Below are 20,604 nucleotides of genomic sequence, written 5' to 3'. Positions count from 1 at the left end.
CATCCGCGCCAAGTTGCCAGGTCAGAGCCCGTCCACCGGCTATTGTTACTATTTTAAGCATTCTAGGTCAAGGCACGTGGAACGGGGCGCTTAATGCCGACGCAAACTCCGATAGATCTGTCGGATTTCGCGTTGTGGCGGAATGGTTTTCCCGATGACGTCTTCACCCGGCTGCGCCGCGAACGGCCGATCTTCCGCCACGAGTTGACCGACAACGTCGTCAAAACCGTCACCCGCGATTTCTGGATGGCCACCAAGCACCGGCACGCCCAGCGCATCCACCGTGACACGGACTCGTTCACCGCAGCGGACGGACCGCTCATCCAGGGCGTCGGCGTCGTCGGCTCGGCGCCGACGATCATCAACATGGACCCGCCGGAGTTGCTCAAGAGGCGCCGGGTGCTGTCTCATGCGTTCACGCCGAAGGCCATCGGCAAGCTCGAAGAGGGCATTCGCAGGCGCGCCGCGGCGATGATCGACAAGCTGCTGGCGGCCGGCGGCGGCGACTGGATCACCGATGTCGCGGACGTGTTGCCGATGTCGGTCATCGGCGACATCATCGGCATCCCGGACAAGGACCGGCCCGAGATCTTCGCCACGCTCGACCGCATCCTGAAGGTGGGCTCGACCAAAGACGAGGCGACTCAGCAGAATTCGATGAATCTGTTCGCGAAGATCTTCGGCTATGCGCTCGAACTCACCGCGGAGAAGCGGCGCAACCCGACCGACGACATCTGGAGCACGCTGACCCGCGCGGTGGTCACCGACGAGAACGGCGAAAAGCTGTCGATACCGACCAGCGAGTTGGAGGTCTTCTTCTTCGTCATCGCCTTCGCGGGCAGCGACACCACCAAGAACGCGCTCGCATCGGGTCTTCAGGCGTTCGTCGCCAACCCGTCGCAGATCGAGCGATACCGCGAGGAGGAGGCGGTGCGGTCGAGCGCGGTCGAGGAGGTGCTGCGCTGGTCGTCACCGGTGGCGTTCTGGACGCGCAGCACGAAGGTCGACGTCGAGATTGACGGAGTGGTGATCCCCAAGGGCGAGCGGGTGGTTGCGATGTTGCGCTCGGCCAACCGCGACGAGGAGGTCTTCGACGATCCGTTCAGGTTCGACATCGGCCGCGCCGACAATCCTCACGTCACGTTCGGCGGCGGCGGGCCGCACCACTGTCTTGGCGCAATGCTGGCGCGGGCCGAGATTCGCGCGGTGCTCGACGAACTGCTGTGCAGGGCCGACGACATCGCGCTAGGCACCCCTGAGGTCACCTATCCGAACCTGACCAACAATATGTCCATCTACGACGCCCTGCCGATCTCCCTCAAGCCGCGCCCCTGAACGCCCAAACCGACACATGGGCGTGAAAATGGGGGGTTTTCACACCCAAACCGACATTTGGGCGGGGATCGGGCTTCCGGCCGGCGGGCTAGGCGCCTTTCGGGCGGGTGCCGATGACGTCCGCAGCGGCGAGCCGGCTCAGATCGCCGGCCGTCAGCCCGCACAACTGCGTCAGCACCTCGTCGTTGTGTTGCCCGAGTGTGGGTGGCGGACGCCGCAGCCAGTTCGCACCCCCGTCGAGCCGGGCGAACGGCGGGCAGGGATACAGTCCAGCGCCGGTGCGGGGGTGCTCCAAGCGCTGGAAGAAACCGCGGTCACGCAGTTGCGGGTTCTCGGTGACCAGCGATGGCGAAATCACCACCGCCGCCGGGACGCCCACCGTCACAAGGCTTTCCACGGCGGCAGCGGCTTCCTGCGTGGCCAGCCATTGAGCCAGCCGATCGGTTCCGGTGAGTTTCGCAACCGCGCCGCGTTGCTCGTCGGTGCACACGCTGACCGCGACCCAGTCGTCATCGCCGGCACACCGGTAGATGTCCTGTTGCGCCCGGCCATGCCCGCGGTTGCCGCGGCGCTCCATCGCCGTGCCGAAGACCTCGAATTCGATTGTCTGGACGGCGGTCACGTTGAGAACCGCCTCGATCATGGGCACCTCGACCAGCTGGCCGCGGCCGGTGCGGTGCGTGAAGTCCAGCGCAGCGAGAGTTGCGAACGCCGCGTGCACCCCGGCGAGCGGATCGCATGCGCCCCGCGGCGGCACGGGCGGGCCGTCGGGAAATCCCGTCACCCACGCCAGGCCCGCGATCTGCTCCATCGTCGGCGCGAAACCGACCCGATCGCGCCACGGGCCCGTCAGCCCGAAGGCAGGCATCCGCACGACGACCACCCGCGGGTTGATTTCCAGAAGCGCGTCGGCGCCGAGCCCGAATTGCTCCATCACCCGCGGCGAGAAGTTCTCGATCACCACGTCGGCCTGTGCGACAAGCGCTTTGACCAGCCCAGGACCCTCGTCGGACTGCAGGTCGAGGGTGACCGAGCGCTTGTTGGTGTTCATCGCGTGGAACACCCACCCGTATTCCCACCAGTCGTCGACATCGCTGCGCATGCCGCCGGAGTAGCGAATTCCGTCCGGGCGCTGGATCGATTCGACCTTGACGACATCGGCACCGAACGCCGCCAGCGCGTGCGTCGTCGCGGGTCCGGCCCAGAACGCGGTGAAGTCGACGACGCGCACACCGGCCAGCGGGGCACCGCCAGCGCTCGTCGGCGCCGATGACCTTGGCGCCCACAGCGATTCACCGTCGGCTTCACCGAGACGGGGAGCGCCACGGACCGGCGCCTGTCGGGCCGCCGACATCAGCCACGGCGCCCGCGGCTGCCGGAAGCCCGCAGGGTTGTCGAGGTAGACGCCCCGCTGCACCAGATGATCCATCTGCGGGATGGTGGAGCCGTTGCCCAGCGGAGCCAGCGGCAACCGGAAAAGCTGTCCCAGCTCGACGATCTCATCGACGGTGTGCTCGCGCATCCACGGGCCGATCCGCTCGCGGATCCAGTCGCGGTACTCCCAGCGGCCGATCTGAAATCGCAGCGCAGGGATTTCGGTGAACTCGGGGCGGTCGACCATCGCCGCGAAGTCCAGCCACTGCTGGCCGGTCACCATGCTGATGCCGACGTATCCGTCCTTGGCCGGCTCGATCGACGGCACCTCGACCGAGCGCTTGACGGGCGGCGTCTGCAGCAGCTGCGAGTGCAACCACTCGCCGCTTTGCATCAGCGTGATCGCCTCGAGCAACGACATGTCGAGGTGTGCGCCCGGCCCGCCGGCCCGCACGCGGCGATGCAGCGCCAAGGCACCGTAGGCCGCCCACGCGCCGCCCATGTACTCCCCCAGCTCGCCGCCGATCGAAACAGGTGGACCTGCGGGGTCGCCGCGGAACCCGGTAAGCCCGGAGTCGGCCTGCAGGGTGAACTCGGTGGCCGGGCGGTCGGACCAGGGCCCGGTCCAGCCGTAGTCGGAGATGGAGACGACGATGCGCTGCGGCCTGTCGGCGCGGAGCCGCTCCGGAACGACGCCGAACTCCGCGGCCGCAGCCTGGCCACCGGTCACCACGACGATGTCGGCCCCGGCCAGCAACTCCGCAGAAACCCTTGTCACACTGCGCTTTCCGGCGTTGAGATAGCTGAACAACGGGCCGTCGGCAGCTGCAGGCAGCCGCGCGCCGGTGGCGCTGAACGAGCGCAACGGATCGCCCGTCGCCGGCTCGACCTTCACCACGTCGGCGCCCGCGTCGACCAGGAGTTTGCCGCAGTAGCTGCCCGCGATACGGTCGCTGATCTCCACCACGCGCAGGTCCCCGAGCGGAGTGGGTGCTCCGTCGCTCACGCGCTACAACCTCCCTGGGGCCGCTTTCTTTGTCATCTTAATTACTTTTGTCGGATAGCCGTTCGGTAGACCGCAGGTCATGCGGCTATCGCTGTTAGCATTGCGATCAAATGACTACGTTGGGAATCGGCCCGGAGGCCCGTCGTCGGCTGGGGGCCCGCAGGACGGCCGAGATCGTCGCCGACGAGCTTCGCCGGCAGATCATCGAGGGTGAGCTGGCCGACGGCGACCTGCTGCCGCGCCAGGAAGTGCTCGTCGAGCAGTTCAACGTCAGCCTGGTGTCGCTGCGGGAGGCGTTGCGGATCCTGGAAACCGAGGGCCTGGTCTCGGTGCGGCGCGGCAACCGCGGTGGTGCGGTGGTGCACGCGCCGGCCAAGGCCAGCGCGGCCTACATGCTGGGCCTCCTGCTGCAAAGCGACACGGTGCCGTTGGCCGATCTCGGTACCGCGTTGCAGGAATTGGAGCCGACGTGCGCGGCGCTGGCGGCGCAGCGGCCCGATCGCGGGAAAACGCTGATCCCCAAGCTCAAAGAGATCAACGACGCTATGGCCGAACACATCGACGACGGCGCGAAGTTCACCGAGATCGGCGGTCAGTTCCACGACGAGGTGGTGCGCGGTTGCGGCAACCACACGATGATCGCCGTGGTCGGCAGCCTGGAGACGCTGTGGACCGGTCACCTCAACATGTGGGCCAAAGAGACCGCAGCGCGCGGCGAATACCCGTCGATGAGCAAGCGCCGCATCGCGCTAGGCGTGCACACCAAGATGACCGACGCGATCGAAGCCGGTGACGCCGAACGCGCCCGCAAGCTCGCGGCCCGCCACATCGCCGATACTCAGACATATTTCAGCGCAGGCGATCCCGAGCAACGGATCGTTGCGCTGTCTCCGCAGGCGCTGGCCCGCCACCCGCGCTGAAGGGTACTGCGTGCGTACGGCGTTGATCACCGGTGGCAGCGGCGGCATCGGGAAGGCCTGCGGGCGCAAGCTCGCCGAACGCGGCTACGACGTGGTGCTGGCCGCTCGGCGCGAGGAGCCGCTGCGTGCGGCCGCGGACGAACTTGGCGCGCGGTATGTGGTGGCCGACGCGACCGATCCGGCGAAATTCGCCCCGGCGGTGGAGGCGGCGGGCGACATCGACCTGCTGGTGCACGCGTCGGGCATTCTCGGCGGAACCTACGCCCGCAAGCAGACTTTCGAGCAGTGGCAGGCGATCATCTCGGCCAACCTCGACTCGTGTTTCGTCGTCACGTCGGCAGCGCTGCCGCGGATGGCGGCGGGTTCGCGCTTCGTGTTCATCTCCTCGTCGGCCGCGCATGAACCGATGATGGCGAGGACGGCCTACTCGGCGTCGAAGGCCGGGATGAACGCATTCGCAGCGGCGTTGGCCCGCGAAGTGGACCGCGACGGCATCAACGTCCACATCGTCACACCGGGCCCGGTGGAAACCGACATGCTGACCGACGTGCCGTTCGAGATGTATGCGATCCGTGCTGCCGACGTCGCCGAAGCGGTGGCATGGCTGGACACCCTCGACCCGTCGGTCGACCTGCCCGAGATCAGGCTGCACGCCATCACGCGCGGCCCGTCGGCGCGCCCACCGGTGGCGCCGCTGGGGGCCCAGCGCCGCGCCGCCAACCCGTGATTTCGGCGCGCGCAGCGGCGCTGAGCGCACGTTAGCGCGCCGAAATCGCTTTGACGGTGGCGGGTAGCCCGTACAGCGCCGTCGCATTGCCGCGCATGATCCGCTCGCGCTGCTCGGCCGGGAACCGCCGGATCGCCCAGTCCGGCGCGTCATAGCTCCAGTGCGGGTAGTCCGTCGAGAACATCAGGTTGTCGCCGAGATCCATCATCTCGATGTACTCGCGGTACTCGGCGACGTCGACATCCTCCAGCGGCTGGGTCGTGAACCGAACATGCTCGCGCACATAGTCAGACGGCTTGCGGCGGACATGAGGCAGATCGGCCTTGCGTCGCTCCCAGATCCGGTCCATGCGGGACATCACCGGCATCGCCCAGGTGAAGCCGCCTTCGACGAAGACGACTCGCAGGTCGGGATGGCGGTCGAAGGCGCCGTCGAACACCAGACTCATCAGGTGCGACACGTACAGCAGCGGCCACGACGCGAAGAAGTCGTGCCAGTGTGCCGGGTTTCCGACGGGATAGATCGGGATCAACTCGAACGGCGTCTGCCCCATCAGATGCGTCGCCACAGGAAGGCCGTTGCGTGCTGCGGCCTCGTATAGTGGGTCGAAATGCGGACTGCCGAACGGTATTCCGCGGGTCTGCGGCGTCATCAACACTTCGCACATGTACCGATGGCCCGCCCACCGCTCGATCTCGCGGGCGGCGAGCACCGGATCCTGTGCGGTGACACTGATCGCGCCGCGCCAGCGGCCGTGCCAATTGTTCTCGCCGAGCCACACGTCGGCGAGCCAATCGTTGTAGGTGGCTTTCAGTACGTGCTCGGCCTGCGGCAGTTGAGCGTCGCACATCGGCTCGAGCACCGCGATGCTGACGCCCGCATCGACCAGCAGTTGGTTGGCGGCGAAATCCGGATCGCTGCCCGCGGCGCCGCCCCGCGGCGGAGTGGCGTCGACGCGCAGCGACATCGTCTTGTACGAGTCCGGTGTGTCGTAGAAGAACGATATGGGCGAGACGGCATTACCCGTCGGCCACAGTTTGTCCTTCCACTGCGCGGGCGCATAGGACTTGAGCACCTCGGCCGACACCGGCAACGGGTGCACGTCGGTGTCGACGATCGTCACGGCGATCTCGTCGGCGACGGATTCGTCGGCGCGTTGCAGGGTTGTCATGCGCTCGCTCCTGCCGTGATCCCGTACAGCTCTGCTGCGTTGCGCCACAACACCTTCTCGCGCTGAGTGTCGCTGAACCCCGCCACCGATTCGTCGGGGGTGGTCATCGACCAGTGCGGGTATCCGGAGCCGTACATGAGCAGACCGGCCTTGTCGGTGTAGTCCAGCCAGCGTTGCGCATGCCGATCGTCGGCCGGTCCGTCCAACACCGAGGTGCAGTAGCGGACGTGTCCGGGCAGGTATTCGCTGGGATAGCGGTTTACCCAAGGGGTTTGGTCGCGCATCGACATCCAGAACGTGTCGAGCCGCCACATCAGCGGGGTGAGCAGGTCGTAGCCGCCGTCGGCGAACACGAACCGCAGATCCGGATGTCTGCCGAACGTTCCCTCGATGATCAACGTCGCCAGGTGCACGAACGAGTTCAACGGCATGAATGCCGCATAGCCCGGATAGGTGTGGGCGTGGCCTGCGAACGTCGGCGCATGGTCAACACCGTTGCCGCCGTTGATGTGTACGGCCACCGGCAAGCCGCACCCCGCGGCGGCCTCCCAGATCGGCTCGAACATCGGCTTGCCGTACGGTTCGCGCGACTGTAACGGCACCCCGATCTGCACCATCTTCGGGTGGCCCGCCAGTCGCTCGATCTCGGCGACGGCGCCCTTGACGTCTTCGGGGTTGACGCGGATCGTGCCGAGGAAGCGCCCGGTGGTGTCGGGTTCCAGCCAGCGGTCCAGCAGCCAGTCGTTGATCGCCGCACAGATCCGGCTGTTGAGCAGGTAGTCGGCGATGTTGCCGCGGGTCAGCGGATTGAGGATCGCGACGTCGGCGCCGCCCTCGTCGAACAGATGCCTGGCCACGGTGTCGGGGTCCGAACCCGGATATCCGTCGCCGTAGAGGTCCTGGCGGTAGTCGCCGCCCGGCGCCTGATACCACTGCTGTTCGACGTCGGGTATCGCGCGCAGCCGGTGCGCGGGCGGCAGGTAGCGGCGGATCTCCGCGTTGTTGCGGAAATGCGGCTGCACATTCGCGTCGATGATCATGCCGTCAGATACACCTGCCCGTCGGTCACGTCGACCTCATATGTGCGCACCCGCTGGCGGGGATCGGCGAGATTGACTCCGGTGGTGATGTCGAATTCCCAGTTGTGCCAGGGGCATCGGACGATCTCACCGTCTCGGACGAAGCGCACTCCGCCAGGGGAATCGGGTGCGAACTCGGTAGTGCCCCCGACATATCCGGCGCACAGCGGCGCGCCCTCGTGTGCGCAGTAGTTGGCGATCGCATACAGCGACCCACCGATGTTGTAGACGCCCACACCGAACTGGCCGGCCTGCACCAGTCTCATGCTGCCTGGAGGCAGGTCATCGATCGCGCACACGAGCTGACGCTGCATCGACGTCCTCTCTGGTTTCCTTGACCTAGAATACCTAAAATAGTAAAGATAAGACGCAGAGCCGCCAGCCGCTGCCGCCCGGGAGGCACTGTGACAACCAGCACGGATTCGCATGACCGGCGCGACGCCCCCGATCTGACGGTCGATCCCTATGGCTTCTTCGCGCGCATGCGCGACACCGAGCCGGTGTGGCGCGGCACGATCATGCAGAGCGCGATGGCCCCGCCCGAACTGACCGGGCTCGAACAGTGGACCCTGTTCGATTTCGAGAGCGTCTTCGCCGCCTTTCGCGACGACGAGGTCTTCGGATCGGAGATGTACAACAACACGATCGGGCTGGTGTTCGGCCCGACGATCCTCGGCATGCACGGCAAGCAGCACCATGACCATCGCAGCTTGATCGCCAACGCTTTTCGGCAGAGCGCGCTTGCGCAGTGGGAACCCGAGGTGATCGACCCGATCTGCGATCAGCTCGTCGACGAGATCAAAGACGACGGTCAGGCCGATCTGGTCAAGGCGGTGACGTTCGAGTTCCCGACCCGCGTCACCGCGGCGCTGCTGGGCCTGCCGCAAGAGGACCTCGACCTGTTCCGCAGGCTGTCGTTCGATTTGGTGTCGATCACCGAGGACATCGAGGCCGGCCTGAATGCCTCGGTCGAACTCGGCACCTACTTCCAGGAACTGGTGGATCAGCGTCGCCGCGCTATGACCGACGACATCATCGGCGATCTCGTCGCCGCCGAGATCGACGGCGAGAAACTCACCGACGAAGCGATCATCTCGTTCCTTCGGCTGCTGCTACCCGCCGGGCTCGAGACCACCTACCGGTCCTCTGGCAACCTGCTGTATCACCTGCTCGATCATCCCGACCAGCTTCGCGAGTTGCAGGAGGACCGCAGCCTCATTCCCGCGGCGATCGAAGAAGGGCTGCGCTACGAGACGCCGCTGGTCTCGGTGCCGCGCAACACGACTCGCGACGTCGAAGTGCACGGCGTAACGATTCCCGAAGGCGCACAGGTCAATTTGTGCATCGGCTCGGCGAACCGAGACGAGAAGCGGTGGCCGGACGCCGACAAGTTCGATTTCCACCGGCCGCGGCGCGCACATGTCTCGTTCGCCGGCGGCATCCACAGCTGTTTGGGCATGCACTTGGCCAGGGTGGAGACCAGCGCCATGCTCAACAGCCTGTTCGACCGCGTGACAGACCTCGAACTCGTCACGGACGAGGACACCAAGATCGTCGGCATGCCGTTCCGCTCACCAACGCATCTTCCGGTGACGTTCCGGCCCGCCGCGACCGGTTCGAGCTGATGCGAAGCCGAGCCGCGATCCTGCACGACGTCGGCGGGCCGTGGTCGGTCGAGGATTTCGAACTCGATCCGCCACGCGCGGGCGAAGTATTGCTCGAGATGGCCGCGGCGGGCTTGTGTCATTCCGACGAGCACATTCTCAACGGCGACATGTCGGCGTCCAACGAGGTGATGAAGGCCTTCGGGCTGCCTGCGATGTTTCCGATGATCGGCGGCCATGAGGGATCGGGGGTCGTCGTCGAGATGGGCGAGGGCGTCACGGAGTTCTCCCCCGGCGACCATGTCGTGACGTCCTTCGTCGCAGTGTGCGGCCAGTGCCGGTGGTGCAGTTCGGGCATGGAGTACATCTGTGACATGGGCGCGCAGGTGTTGATCCCCGGCATGCCGACCGACGGGACCTTCCGGCATCACACCGCCGACGGCCGCGACCTCGGCCACCTGTCGAAGGTCGGTGCGTTCGCCAAACACACTGTGGTGTCGACGAATTCAATTGTGAAGGTCGATCCGGGTCTGCCGTTGGTGTCGATCGCGTTGTTGTCGTGCGCGGTGCCGACCGGGTACGGGTCGGCGGAGAACCGGGCGCGGGTGCGCACCGGCGACACCGTCGTCGTCATCGGGGCAGGCGGCATCGGCACCGCGGCCATCCAGGGCGCGCGGATCAACGGCGCCGCTGCGATCGTCGCCGTCGACCCTGTCGAGTTCAAGCAGAAGTCGGCGCTGCGGTTCGGTGCGACGCACGTGGCCGCCGACACCGACGAGGCTACGGCATTGGTGCGCGACCTGACCCGCGGCGTGATGGCCGACAGCGTCGTCGTGTCGCCGTCGCTGATCGGCGAGGACGATGTGCAGGCCGCGCTCGGGCTCACCCGTAAAGGCGGCACGTGCGTGCTGACCGGCATGACGAAGCAGACGACGAACTCCATCGCGATCAACCTGCAGGAGTTCATCCTGTGGAACAAGAACATCGTCGGCACCGTCTACGGGTCGTGCAACGCCAGGGTGGACGTACCGCGCTTCAGCCGGCTTTATCGGGCCGGGTTGCTGCAACTCGACGAGATGATCACCAGGCGTTACCGACTCGACGACATCAACGACGGCTACCGCGATCTGCTCAACGGCGAGATCATCCGCGGCGTCATCGATTTCTCGCTGGACTAGGTTGGCTGGCTAGCCCCCCCCCCCGCAGACTGGCACCGAAACCGACAAAATGGCGCGATCTACTCGCACTTTCACGCCCAAATGTCGGTTTGGGCGTACTCAGCGATAGCCTTTTCGGTCGTGATCGTGCTGTTGCCGCCATCGGAGACCAAGCAGCCCGGCGGCGACGGCCGTCGGCTCGACCTCGACGCGTTGAGCTTTCCCGCACTGCGCCCGCTGCGCGCCACGCTGGTCGACGAACTGGTCGCGCTCAGCCGCGACGAGAACGCGTCAAGGACCGCGTTGGGGTTGTCAGCCAAGCAGGCTCACGAGGTCGAGCGCAACGCCGCCCTCCGCCAGGCGCCGACGATGCCCGCGATCAACCGGTACACCGGCGTGCTGTACGACGCATTGGACATCGAATCTCTGCGTGGCGCAGCGGTTTCGCGGGCGCGGGCCCGCCTCGCCCTCGGCTCGGCGCTGTTCGGCCTGCTGCGGGCCGACGATCCGATACCGCCATACCGGCTGTCGGCGTCGTCGAAACTGCCCGGGCAGCCGGCACTCGCGGCGCGCTGGCGTCCGGTGCTCGAACCCGTGCTCGCCGAGATCGCGTCGACGGAGTTGGTCGTGGACCTGCGCTCCGGCTCGTATGCGGCGCTGGGCCGCCTGCCCGACGCCGTCGACGTCGACGTGGTCGCCGAGCATCCCGACGGCCGGCGCACCACCGTCAGCCATTTCAACAAGGCGCACACGGGCAGGCTCGCGCGGGCGCTGGTCAGCAGCAGGGCCGAGCCCGACGACGCGGCCAAGGTGGCCGCCATCGCGCGGCGCGCAGGGATGCGCGTCGAGCGCGACGGCAACAGCATCACCGTCGTCGTCGACGCCTGAGCCCTCAGTCCCAGACGCGCGCCAGCACCGAATCCGAACCAGGCGTCAGCGGCGCTGTCAGCATGACCGGCGACTGCGCCATGAACCTCGGTGTCGCACCGCGATGTTCGTCGGCCGCGTGCGCGGTGAACGGATGCACGACGTACATGTCGCCCGACCTGCCCGTCGCATACGCCACCGGGCGTCCCGCGCTCGCACCGTCGATGAGCAGCCCGGACTCCTCGAACGCCACGGGTTCGGCGTTCAGCACGCGTGCCACGTCGCGATGGGAGCCGACGCGGATGCGGGTCGGCGCGTCGTCGGGTCCGACATCGGAAAGCAGCGTCAACAGCAGCAGCGTGTGCGGTCGGCCGCTGATCGCCCAGGATCCGTCCGGCGCAGGCGTATTGGCGTCGATATGCCAGCCGCGGTCGTCGACGGTCGGTGGCAGCGGGAACCGAATCGGGATGTTGCCGAGCGAGCCGCGCGGAACCCAGCCGCCTACGCCCGCCACCTGATCGAGCGCCGCTGCCAGGGCCTCGCTGCGGACCAGTGTGCCGAACGGCCCGGCCCCGGTCATATCCGCCGCCCATCGCACCGGCTCGGTCCACGACGCGGGGTCGTCGGGCGCCAAACCGATCTGCCGCCACAGCAGCGCCCTGGCCTCGTCGGCCGCGCCGCGCAGCTCGGGTTGTTCGATCTTGACGAATCCGTCCCGCTCCAGCGCCACCACATCCACCACGCCGCAAGATTAGGGATTTCGGCGCGCTAACGTGCGCTCAGCGCCGGTTAGCGCGCCGAAATCGCATGCTTTTCCTCGTAGCGCCGCCGCCATTCGGCGCGCGAGCGGATCGACACGTCGACGTCGGTTGCCTTGGCGCGCAACGCTGCGACAGTCGCCTGCTCGCGGGGCGTCCGCGCGAACGGGTCCCAGCTGAAGAAGTTGCACGCGTTCTGCCACGTGATCTTGTTGATGTCGGAGTCGTCGGCACCCGCGGCGGTCAACTCGGCGTGCACCTGCTCGGGCGCGTCGGGCCAGAAGCAGTCGCTGTGCGGGTAGTCGCACTCCCAGGCGATGATGTCGATGCCGATCTCGTGGCGCAGCTTCAGCGACGTCTTGTCGGTGACGTAGCAGGCCAGCGAATGCTCGCGGAACACGTCGCTGGGCAGCTTGTCGCCGAAGTCGCGGCGCAGCCACTTCTGGTTGGTGTAGTGGCGGTCGCTGCGGTCGAGATAAAACGGGATCCAACCGATTCCGCCTTCGGAGAACGCGAATTTCAGGTCCGGGTAGTTGCGCATTGCCGGGCCCCACAACAGATCCTGCGCACACATCGCCGACACCTGCGTGGCCAGGATGATGAGGTTGTCGATCGGCGCGTTGGGCGCCATGCTGATCGCGCCGAAGCCCGTGCCGATGTGCAGACACATCACCACGTTCTCCTCCGACAGCGTCCGGAACACCGGGCCCCAGTAGTCCTCGTCGTGGTAGCTCGGAAGGCCTTCCAGGTGCGGCAGTTCCGGCATGGTGACCGTGCGGCACCCCTTGGCCGCGATGCGGCGGATCTCGGCGCACATCGCATCGGGATTCCACGTCGGCAGGATGCCGATGGGAATGAAGCGGTCCGGATAGCTGCCCGCCCATTCGTCGATGTGCCAGTCGTTGTAGGCCGACACCATCACCAGCGTCACGTGCTCGCGGTGCAAGTTGAGGTGGCGCGCGGAGAACCCGGTGAAGGTCGGAAAGCACATCGACGCGAGGATCCCGTTGCGGTTCATGTCGCGCACACGCTCGTGCACGTCGTACACGCCGGGGCGCATCTCCGCGAAGCCGGCCGGGTCGCGCCCCCACTCCTCAGCAGGCCACGACACCACGGCGTTGAGCCCGCTGACGCCCTGCGGCCTGCCCTGATACATCCACTGGTCGACGCCCTTCTCGTCGGTGACGACGATCGGCGCCTCGTCCCGGTACTTGGCGGGGACGTGGTTGAGGAACATGTCGGGCGGCTCGACGACGTGGTCGTCGATGCTTACCAGGATCAGCTCGTCGGTGTGCATACCTAACAAGTACCGTGTAACGCCATGACCGGCTCTGCGCTATCGGACAGAGGTTTAGCCGGATCGGCCAAAGGGGCGGGCCGCGTCATCGAGCTGCGACGCGGCGGCCGCGCGCTGGGCGGCAGCTACCTCTACCAGGGCGAGGGCCTGATCACCGGCTGGCACTGCCACGAGGTGCACCAGATCGAGTACGCGCTCGGCGGCGTCGTCGAGGTCGAGACGTCCTCGGCGCACTATCTGCTGCCGCCCCAGCAGGCGGCGTGGATACCGGCCGGGCTCGAGCATCAGGCCACGATGGCGCCCGGCGTGCGCACCGTCGCGGTGATGTTCGACCCGCAGCTGATCCGCACCGGTGGCGAGCGCGCGCGAATCCTGGCGGTATCGCCGCTGATTCGCGAAATGATGGTCTACGCGCTGCGCTGGCCGATCGACCGGGCCGACGGCGACGAAACCTCCGACACCTTCTTCCGCGCGCTCGCCGACCTGGTGATCGAGGCGTTAGATCATGAAGCGCCGCTGAGCCTTCCGTCATCCGAGCACCCGATCGTCGCGGCCGCGATGGCCTACACCAAGAAGCACCTGCAGTCGGCGACGGCCGAGTCGGTCAGCCGCGCGGTTGCGGTGTCGGAGCGCACACTGCGGCGCCTTTTCCACGACGAGCTCGGCCTGTCGTGGCGCACCTACCTGTTGCACGCCCGCATGCTGCGGGCGATGGCGCTGCTGGCGTCCCCCGGACAGTCGGTGCGCGAGACGTCGACCGCGGTGGGGTTCGACAGCCTCAGCTCGTTCACCCGCGCCTTCACCCAGTTCTGCGGCGAGACGCCGTCGACTTATCGCAAAAGGATTGTCGGCGAACAGGTCTGAACAGGTTTGACGATGCTCAGTCGCTACGGCGGAACAGCCCCTCGCGTAGCAACGAGTTCACCGACGCCTGCCAGCGCTCCAGCTGAGGGGCTGTGATCAGCGGCTCGGGCAGGTGGCGATCGATGTGCGTCCGCAGCATCAGGGCGCCGAGGGCCAGCACCAGCGCGTTGATCGCCGCCCAGGTCAAGTCGAGGTCAGGGCGGGTCTCGCCGCGCTCGCTGCGCCGGTGCCAGCGCGCCATGCCGGAGTTGAGCAGGGTGTCGAAAAGCATGTCCCCGACCGGCCGCCCTTCGATCAGCGCACGGCCGAGGTAGTCGGCGATGTCGGGGTTCGCGGCGATCATCCCGGTGATCCGCTTACCGATCTCGGCGACCGAGTCGGGCGTGGTGTCGGGCACCGGCTGAGTGATCGCGGTGACGACCACCTGCAACGCCCAATCGTCGACCGCCTGCACAAGACCAGCCTTGGTGGCGAAGTGGTGCTGCACCGAGCCGAGGGACACCCCGGCCGCCGCGGCGACGGCCCGCAACGACATTCCCGACTCCCCGCGGGTAGCCAGGATCTTCATCGCCGCGCTGCGGATCCGATCGATCGCCGCCGGCTCGTCTCTGGTCGCCCGGCCCGTCCCGGAAAGCAGGGTCATCGATGTGTGCCCTCAATTGTCACAGACGTAACTTAGACAATACACATGTACCGTGTCTACAATACAAACGTATTGTCGCCGGAAACGGAAGGCCACACTCCGTGAACCTGATGGTGATCGACGAGCCGTCGACATACGCGTGCACGCGTGACCCGGATCGATGGACGACCACAGCCGACGAGGGCGCCAAAGCGCTGTGCCGCGCGTGCCCGCGCCGATGGGCGTGTGCCCGCGAGGCCTGCAGGACGCCCGGCGCCGAGGGACTGTGGGCAGGCATCTTGATTCCCGAGGCCGGCCGCGGCCGCCGCTTCGCCCTCAAGCAACTGCGCGAACTTGCAGAGCAGAACGGATTTCCCGTCACGAAGTGACCTAGACCGCCCGAGATTTCGGCCGCGCCTACGTTTCAAGGCGCGCCGGATGGGGCAACATGTCTCCACCAAGTTCGGTGAGCCACTAGGAGTTCGTGATGGGGGAACGGCCCTCGACCAGCGATGAGCCCGTATCGGAAGCGATTGCCACAACGGGGTTGATTCTCAACATCGCCTCGGCGATCGCACTCGTCATCTGCCTCGCGGCGTTCAGCGCCGAACAGGTTGGACTAGCCCTGATCGCCGGCGTCGGCGCCGCCTTCACGTTCACCGCCAGCCTGATCTGCTTCAGCAAGCAGGCCGCCGAGGCCGAGGCTCCCGTCGCCGCACAGGCCGCCAACGCCTAACGCCTGATCACGCCTAACCACGGTCGCGCGGTACCCGCAGGCCGTATTGCGCGATTTTGCGGTACAGCGTCGCGCGGCTCATGCCGAGTTCGCGGGCGACCTCAGCCATCGTCAAACCCTCGATGCTCAGAACCCGGACGATCTCGCCGCGCTCGAACGCCTCGATACGTGACAGGCGGCGGGTGTTGCCCGCCAGCACCTGCGGCGGAAGCAGGCCGACGTCGATGACATCGGCGCGACCTGCCGCAGCCGAGATCACCCGCGACAGTTCGTCGACGTTGTCCGGCCAGTCGTAGCACTGCAGCGCGCGGGCCGCGGATGCGCTGATCGGGATCTCCCGGCCGCGAGTCCGCATCGCGATGTGATTCGCCAGCGGCAGCACGTCGCCGGGCCGATCCCGCAGCGGCGGCACCGGTACCACAGCATCGACGAGTACGGCCAGCGCGGCTGGGATGTCCTCGAAGCGTTCAGCCGTGACCGCCACCGGCACCGCGGCCGTACCCGCGTTGCGGGCAATGAGATCGCGCAGTCGCTCGGCCACCCATGCGGGCAGCATGTCGACCCCGCGGACGATGACGGCGGTGTGGTCCTTGCCGAGTTCGGGCGCCCACAGCCCCAGCCACGTCGAGATATCGGTCGGCGCGGGCGCGCTGGCCGACAGGATCCGGTCGCGCGGGAACAAATGGCGGGCCGCCTGCGCGAGCGCGGTCGCCCGGCCCGATCCAGGCTCACCGACAGCGGCGACCAACTGGCCCGCGCGCATGCTGCGCTCGGCATGCCCGACGGCGCCGTTCCACGCGTCCGACAGCGAATGAAGGGTCCCCGATCCCGGCTCAAGGCGCGGCACCTCGACGCGGAACACCTGGCCGCGCGGCATCTGCCGGGGCAGCCGCCCGCTGGAGCGGGCCAGCATCAGCGCCGTGGTGTTACTCGCCGCGGAACGCGCCAGCGCCAGCAGAAGATCGCTCGACGACCGCGACCATGTGGTCAGGTTGACGCTGCCCTCCACCCGACCGGTGGCCGGATCCAACACCGGCACCGCGGCACAAGTGAACGAGCAGAGGCTGCGCGCATAGTGCTGATCGGCCCGCACGAGTGTCGGCGCGCGGTCGGCCAGCGCCAGGCCGAGGCCGTTGGTGCCGACCTCGCGTTCGGAGTAGGCGAACCCCGGCGCGAGGTGCACGTCGTCGAGGGCCTGTAGCAGCGCGCGGTCGCCCGACAGCCGCGACAGCACCACCCCGTCGGCGTCGGTGAGCATCAGGCTGACCGGCTCGTTGGCCAGCGTGCGATGCAGATCGGCCAGCACTTCGCTGCCGCATTCGAAGAACAGCGAATTCAAGTTGTCGGTGCCGGTGAAGGCCGGCTCGACCATGTCCAGCGGGATGCCGTAGTCCTCGCTGCGTTGCCAGGACGCGAGCAGTCGTTCCGGCACGCTGCCGTGCTGAATTTGCTGCAGGTTCGCCCGTTCGGGCAGGCCGTCCGGCACGTGATCCACGTTACAAACCATCGCAATGCCCGCAGGTCAAAACAGCCCTGCGGGCGTCTCAGATTGAGACGGCATTCCTCTCGGCGGCCGCGGCCGTCGCTTCTAGGCTCGCCCCAGGTTGTGATAGCGGTCACACGGAGAGGGACAGCCCGCATGTACCAGAAGGACGGCAACAGCTACTTCATCGTCGACGCCCACGTAGCCCTGTGGGACGCCCGGCCGGAGAATCAGCGCAACATCCACGGCAAGCAGTTCATCGACTGCTTCTACGACTACCACCGCAACCTCTCGCCCGAGTCCGAGGTGTGGGGCTACGAGGAGTACCTGTATCAGGGCGGCGACCGGCTGATGCAGGACCTGTTCGTCGACGGCTACGTCGACCACGCGATCTTCCAGCCCGCGGCGCTCAACGAGTTCTACTACAAGGGGTTCGGCCAGACCGACGAGGCGGCCGAGCTCGCCGCCAAGCACCCCGACAAGCTCACCTACAACCACAACTGGGATCCCCGCAACGGCGAGGCGGGTTTGGATCAATTGCGTTTGGACGCTCAACGTTTCGGCCTCAAGGGGGTGAAGCTCTACACCGCCGAGTGGCACGGCGACTCGCGCGGCTGGCGGCTCGACGACCCGTGGGCCTACCGGTACTTCGAGCTGTGCCGCGAGCTCGGCATCCGCAACATCCACATCCACAAGGGGCCCACCATCCGGCCGTTGGACCGCGACGCCTTCGACGTCGCCGACGTCGATCACGTCGCCTCCGATTTCACCGATCTCAACTTCATCGTCGAGCACTGCGGACTGCCGCGGCTGGAGGACTTCTGCTGGATCGCCACCCAGGAGCCGAATGTGCACGCCGGTCTGGCGGTGGCGATGCCGTTCATCCACACCAGGCCGCGGTACTTCGCGCAGATCCTCGGCGAGCTTCTGTACTGGATCGGCGAGGACCGCATCCAGTTCGCGTCGGACTACGCGATCTGGACGCCGCGGTGGCTCATCGAGGCGTTCGTCGACTTCCAGATCCCGGAAGACCTCGGCGAGTACGCGCAGATCACCGTCGAGCAGAAGAAGAAGATCCTCGGCCTCAACGCCGCCAAGATGTACGACATCGACGTGCCCGCCGAGTTGGCGCTGCCGTCGGCGAACCAGCCTGCGGTGGGCCCGCGCGGCGCCGACGACCTCGTAGGGGCATGACGTGGGCCGCTACGAATTGGCTTATGCCGCACTGGCTGCCGTGGTCGACCCCGAGCTCGACGAGCCGATCACCACGCTCGGCTTCGTCCGTTCACTCGTGGTGTCCCCCGGCGGAAACGTCAAGGTGCACCTGCGGCTGCCGACGTCATTCTGCTCGCCGAACTTCGCCTACCTGATGGCTTCCGACGCGAAAGACGCTCTGCAGCAACTGGACTGGACGCGGCGGGTAGTCGTGGAGCTGGACGACCATCACGACTCGGCGGTCATCAACGCCGGCTTGGCCGCCGACGCCGGGTACCGCGGCACGTTCGGCGACGAGGCAGAAGAGAGCCTCGACGAATTGCGGGAGACGTTTCGTCGCAAGGCCTACACCGCGGCGATGGAGCGCTGCCTGACCGAGTTGCTTCGGGCTGACCCACAGCGATCCGAGGCGTCGTTGTGCGATGTGCGGCTGGCCGACCTTCCGGACGGCCCGACCAAGCAGGCGCTGCTGCGGCGTCGCCACGCGGTCGGCTTGTCCACGGAGCCGCAGGATTTGGCGATGGTCGATCACTTCGGCAACGGGTACCCGGCCGAGGACGTGCCGCTGGCGCTGCGCAGAGCGCGGTCCACACGAATCTCCATCGACGGCAACGCGCACTTCTGCCGCGGTTTGTTGAAGACGCGCTACGGGGAGGCCGCGGCCAACACCTTCATCCCACTGAACACACTGATGACCAAAGAAGGAGCATTGCGATGAGCACCATGCGAGCCGTCCAGGTGGTCGGCTATCACCAGAACCTCGAGATGAGGGAGGTGCCCGTCCCGACGCCTACCGGCCCGTTCGACGTCATCGTCAAGATCGGCGGCGCCGGGGTGTGCCGCACCGACCTGCACATCCTCGAGGGCCAGTGGGCGGAGAAGTCACAGGTGCAGCTGCCCTACACGATCGGCCACGAGAACGCCGGCTGGGTGGACGCGGTCGGCTCGGCGGTGACCAATGTGCGCGAGGGCGACAAGGTCATCGTGCATCCGCTGATCACCTGCGGGCTGTGCCGCGCCTGCCGGTCCGGCGACGACGTGCACTGCGAGTCGAACGCGTTCCCAGGCATCGACACCAACGGGGGCTACGCCGACTACCTGAAGACCTCGGCGCGCAGCGTGGTGAAGATCGACGACTCGCTGGAACCGTCCGATGTCGCCGCGCTCGCGGATGCGGGACTGACGGCCTATCACGCGGTGGCCAAGGCGGCACGTCGGCTCACGCCGCGCGACAAGTGCGTCATCATCGGCGCAGGCGGTCTGGGACACATCGGAATTCAGGTGCTCAAGGCGCTCTCCCCCGCAGAACTCATCGTCGTCGACCGCAACGCCGACGCGCTCAAGCTGGCCGAGGCAATCGGCGCCGACCACGGCGTGCTGGCCGACGGCTCACAGGTGCAGCGGGTGCTGTCGCTGACCGACGGCAACGGCGCCGAAACCGTCATCGACTTCGTCGGCGAGGGCGGCGCGACCGCAGAAGGTGTGGCGATGTTGCGGCGCAAGGGCGACTATCACGTCGTCGGCTACGGCGAGAACATCAACGTGCCCACCATCGACATCATCTCCACCGAGATCAACTTCATCGGCAACCTCGTCGGCTCCTACAACGACCTGTGCGACCTGATGGCGCTGGCTGCGCGTGGCAAGGTGAACCTGCACACCCAGAAGTACTCACTCGACGATTTCCAGTCCGCGATAACCGATCTCGACAACGGTAATGTTCGCGGTCGGGCCATCCTCACACCGTAAGGAGCGCATGCATGATCTTCATCGTGGTCAAGTGGAAGCCGAAGCCGGAGTACGTCGACAGCTTCATGGACCAGGTCGCAGAGTTCACCGCAGCCACCCGCAACGAACCGGGCAACCTGTTCTTCGACTGGTCACGCAGCGTCGAGGACCCGTCGGAATACGTTCTGGTGGAAGGGTTCCGCGACGGCGAGGCGGGCAAGGAGCACGTCTCCAGCGAGCACTTCAAGAAGTTTGTCGCGCAGGCGCCGTCCCTGTTGGCGTCGACGCCGTTGATCATCAGCCAGGAGATCGACGCGACCGGCTGGGGCGAGATGGGCGAGATAAAGGTCGGCTAGCTACGGCTCCCGCGAGCAGACGCTCATGCCCGCAAAACCCCAGGGCGATTTCAGGCAGTGGATGCAACAGCGGGTGGTTTTGGCGGGTTTGAGAGTAGCTCGTCGAGGACTTCAGCGGGTTTCTTCCAGCCGAGGGTTTTGCGGGGTCGGGTGTTGAGTTGGGCGGCAACGTAGTCGAGGTAGTCGGCCGGGAACACTGATAGGTCGGTGCCTTTAGCAAAGTATTGGCGCAGCAGCCCGTTGGTGTTCTCGTTACTGCCGCGTTGCCATGGCGAGTGCGGATCGCAGAAGTAGATATCGAGCTC

At 66.7% G+C, this 20,604-nt stretch carries 22 protein-coding genes; 13 read left to right on the top strand and 9 right to left on the bottom strand.

Annotated elements, in window-relative coordinates; all coding sequences use genetic code 11:
- Positions 1 to 93: 93 nt before the first annotated feature.
- Positions 94 to 1,335 (top strand): cytochrome P450, encoded by a 1,242-nt coding sequence (locus CQY20_RS26250; RefSeq protein ID WP_097943046.1) that lies wholly within the window; start codon positions 94 to 96, stop codon positions 1,333 to 1,335.
- Between the two features lie 88 nt (positions 1,336 to 1,423).
- Here the strand turns inward: CQY20_RS26250 and CQY20_RS26245 are convergent, their stop codons facing one another.
- Positions 1,424 to 3,715 carry a CaiB/BaiF CoA transferase family protein gene (locus CQY20_RS26245; protein WP_097943044.1) on the bottom strand — a complete coding sequence of 764 codons (2,292 nt, stop codon included), beginning with the start codon at positions 3,713 to 3,715 and terminating at the stop codon, positions 1,424 to 1,426.
- Positions 3,716 to 3,825: 110 nt separating this feature from the next.
- Between CQY20_RS26245 and CQY20_RS26240 the strand changes: the two genes are divergently transcribed.
- Both CQY20_RS26240 and CQY20_RS26235 read left to right on the top strand, forming a co-directional pair.
- Positions 3,826 to 4,635 (top strand): FadR/GntR family transcriptional regulator, encoded by an 810-nt coding sequence (locus CQY20_RS26240; protein WP_097943042.1) that lies wholly within the window; start codon positions 3,826 to 3,828, stop codon positions 4,633 to 4,635.
- Between the two features lie 10 nt (positions 4,636 to 4,645).
- Positions 4,646 to 5,362, top strand: coding sequence for an SDR family oxidoreductase (locus CQY20_RS26235; protein ID WP_097943040.1), 717 nt, complete (start codon positions 4,646 to 4,648; stop codon positions 5,360 to 5,362).
- Between the two features lie 31 nt (positions 5,363 to 5,393).
- On the opposite strand, the gene CQY20_RS26230 is transcribed toward CQY20_RS26235, so the two are convergent.
- From CQY20_RS26230 to CQY20_RS26220, 3 genes are read right to left on the bottom strand one after another with little or no spacing between them, the layout of a single operon-like run.
- Positions 5,394 to 6,533 carry an amidohydrolase family protein gene (locus tag CQY20_RS26230; RefSeq protein ID WP_097943038.1) on the bottom strand — a complete coding sequence of 380 codons (1,140 nt, stop codon included), beginning with the start codon at positions 6,531 to 6,533 and terminating at the stop codon, positions 5,394 to 5,396.
- Positions 6,530 to 7,573, bottom strand: a complete 1,044-nt coding sequence (locus CQY20_RS26225) for an amidohydrolase family protein (protein WP_097943036.1) — start codon at positions 7,571 to 7,573, stop codon at positions 6,530 to 6,532. The genes CQY20_RS26230 and CQY20_RS26225 overlap by 4 nt, the downstream gene beginning before the upstream one ends.
- On the bottom strand, positions 7,570 to 7,926 hold the full coding sequence (locus tag CQY20_RS26220) for a Rieske (2Fe-2S) protein (protein ID WP_097943034.1): 357 nt from the start codon (positions 7,924 to 7,926) through the stop codon (positions 7,570 to 7,572). Before CQY20_RS26220 ends, CQY20_RS26225 begins: the two co-directional genes overlap by 4 nt.
- A gap of 90 nt (positions 7,927 to 8,016) precedes the next feature.
- Between CQY20_RS26220 and CQY20_RS26215 the strand changes: the two genes are divergently transcribed.
- From CQY20_RS26215 to yaaA, 3 genes are all read left to right on the top strand, one after another.
- Complete coding sequence (locus CQY20_RS26215; protein WP_371871013.1) at positions 8,017 to 9,237, top strand: cytochrome P450; 1,221 nt, start codon at positions 8,017 to 8,019, stop codon at positions 9,235 to 9,237.
- The gene (locus CQY20_RS26210; protein ID WP_097943032.1) at positions 9,237 to 10,394 is read left to right on the top strand and encodes a Zn-dependent alcohol dehydrogenase; all 1,158 of its coding nucleotides are present in this window, start codon (positions 9,237 to 9,239) and stop codon (positions 10,392 to 10,394) included. Before CQY20_RS26215 ends, CQY20_RS26210 begins: the two co-directional genes overlap by 1 nt.
- A gap of 120 nt (positions 10,395 to 10,514) precedes the next feature.
- On the top strand, positions 10,515 to 11,261 hold the full coding sequence (gene yaaA / locus CQY20_RS26205) for a peroxide stress protein YaaA (RefSeq protein ID WP_097943030.1): 747 nt from the start codon (positions 10,515 to 10,517) through the stop codon (positions 11,259 to 11,261).
- A gap of 4 nt (positions 11,262 to 11,265) precedes the next feature.
- On the opposite strand, the gene CQY20_RS26200 is transcribed toward yaaA, so the two are convergent.
- Positions 11,266 to 11,982, bottom strand: a complete 717-nt coding sequence (locus tag CQY20_RS26200; RefSeq protein WP_097943028.1) for a phytanoyl-CoA dioxygenase family protein — start codon at positions 11,980 to 11,982, stop codon at positions 11,266 to 11,268.
- 47 nt (positions 11,983 to 12,029) lie between these two features.
- A complete protein-coding gene (locus CQY20_RS26195; RefSeq protein WP_097943026.1) occupies positions 12,030 to 13,295 on the bottom strand; it encodes an amidohydrolase family protein in 1,266 nt (421 codons plus the stop codon).
- Between the two features lie 24 nt (positions 13,296 to 13,319).
- Between CQY20_RS26195 and CQY20_RS26190 the strand changes: the two genes are divergently transcribed.
- Positions 13,320 to 14,159, top strand: a complete 840-nt coding sequence (locus CQY20_RS26190; protein ID WP_097943024.1) for an AraC family transcriptional regulator — start codon at positions 13,320 to 13,322, stop codon at positions 14,157 to 14,159.
- Between the two features lie 16 nt (positions 14,160 to 14,175).
- On the opposite strand, the gene CQY20_RS26185 is transcribed toward CQY20_RS26190, so the two are convergent.
- Positions 14,176 to 14,802, bottom strand: a complete 627-nt coding sequence (locus CQY20_RS26185; RefSeq protein ID WP_097943022.1) for a TetR/AcrR family transcriptional regulator — start codon at positions 14,800 to 14,802, stop codon at positions 14,176 to 14,178.
- 110 nt (positions 14,803 to 14,912) lie between these two features.
- On the opposite strand from CQY20_RS26185, the gene CQY20_RS26180 reads away from it, so the two are divergent.
- On the top strand, positions 14,913 to 15,170 hold the full coding sequence (locus CQY20_RS26180; RefSeq protein WP_097943064.1) for a WhiB family transcriptional regulator: 258 nt from the start codon (positions 14,913 to 14,915) through the stop codon (positions 15,168 to 15,170).
- Positions 15,171 to 15,268: 98 nt separating this feature from the next.
- Positions 15,269 to 15,517: a hypothetical protein gene (locus CQY20_RS26175; protein ID WP_097943020.1), complete on the top strand. Its 249-nt coding sequence runs from the start codon at positions 15,269 to 15,271 to the stop codon at positions 15,515 to 15,517.
- Positions 15,518 to 15,530: 13 nt separating this feature from the next.
- Here the strand turns inward: CQY20_RS26175 and CQY20_RS26170 are convergent, their stop codons facing one another.
- On the bottom strand, positions 15,531 to 17,012 hold the full coding sequence (locus tag CQY20_RS26170) for an AAA-type ATPase lid domain-containing protein (protein WP_234816425.1): 1,482 nt from the start codon (positions 17,010 to 17,012) through the stop codon (positions 15,531 to 15,533).
- Between the two features lie 144 nt (positions 17,013 to 17,156).
- Here CQY20_RS26170 and CQY20_RS26165 point away from each other — a divergent pair, with 144 nt between their 5' ends.
- Genes CQY20_RS26165 through CQY20_RS26150 form a run of 4 tightly spaced genes read left to right on the top strand, consistent with a single transcriptional unit; the run spans position 17,157 to position 20,299 of the window.
- On the top strand, positions 17,157 to 18,194 hold the full coding sequence (locus tag CQY20_RS26165) for an amidohydrolase family protein (RefSeq protein WP_097943016.1): 1,038 nt from the start codon (positions 17,157 to 17,159) through the stop codon (positions 18,192 to 18,194).
- 1 nt (position 18,195) lies between these two features.
- Complete coding sequence (locus tag CQY20_RS26160; RefSeq protein WP_097943015.1) at positions 18,196 to 18,933, top strand: iron-sulfur cluster assembly protein; 738 nt, start codon at positions 18,196 to 18,198, stop codon at positions 18,931 to 18,933.
- A gap of 5 nt (positions 18,934 to 18,938) precedes the next feature.
- The gene (locus CQY20_RS26155) at positions 18,939 to 19,964 is read left to right on the top strand and encodes an NAD(P)-dependent alcohol dehydrogenase (protein WP_097943062.1); all 1,026 of its coding nucleotides are present in this window, start codon (positions 18,939 to 18,941) and stop codon (positions 19,962 to 19,964) included.
- Between the two features lie 11 nt (positions 19,965 to 19,975).
- Positions 19,976 to 20,299 (top strand): putative quinol monooxygenase, encoded by a 324-nt coding sequence (locus tag CQY20_RS26150; protein WP_097943013.1) that lies wholly within the window; start codon positions 19,976 to 19,978, stop codon positions 20,297 to 20,299.
- Positions 20,300 to 20,349: 50 nt separating this feature from the next.
- Here the strand turns inward: CQY20_RS26150 and CQY20_RS26145 are convergent.
- On the bottom strand, positions 20,350 to 20,604 hold a 255-nt coding region (locus CQY20_RS26145), incomplete at its 5' end, for an IS30 family transposase (protein WP_109789712.1).

Origin of the sequence: Mycolicibacterium agri, assembly GCF_002553505.1 — a bacterium.
In the GTDB taxonomy this organism is placed as follows: domain Bacteria; phylum Actinomycetota; class Actinomycetes; order Mycobacteriales; family Mycobacteriaceae; genus Mycobacterium; species Mycobacterium agri.
The sequence above is the reverse complement of the archived record's forward strand: the minus strand, read 5'-3'. Positions and strand labels throughout refer to the sequence as shown.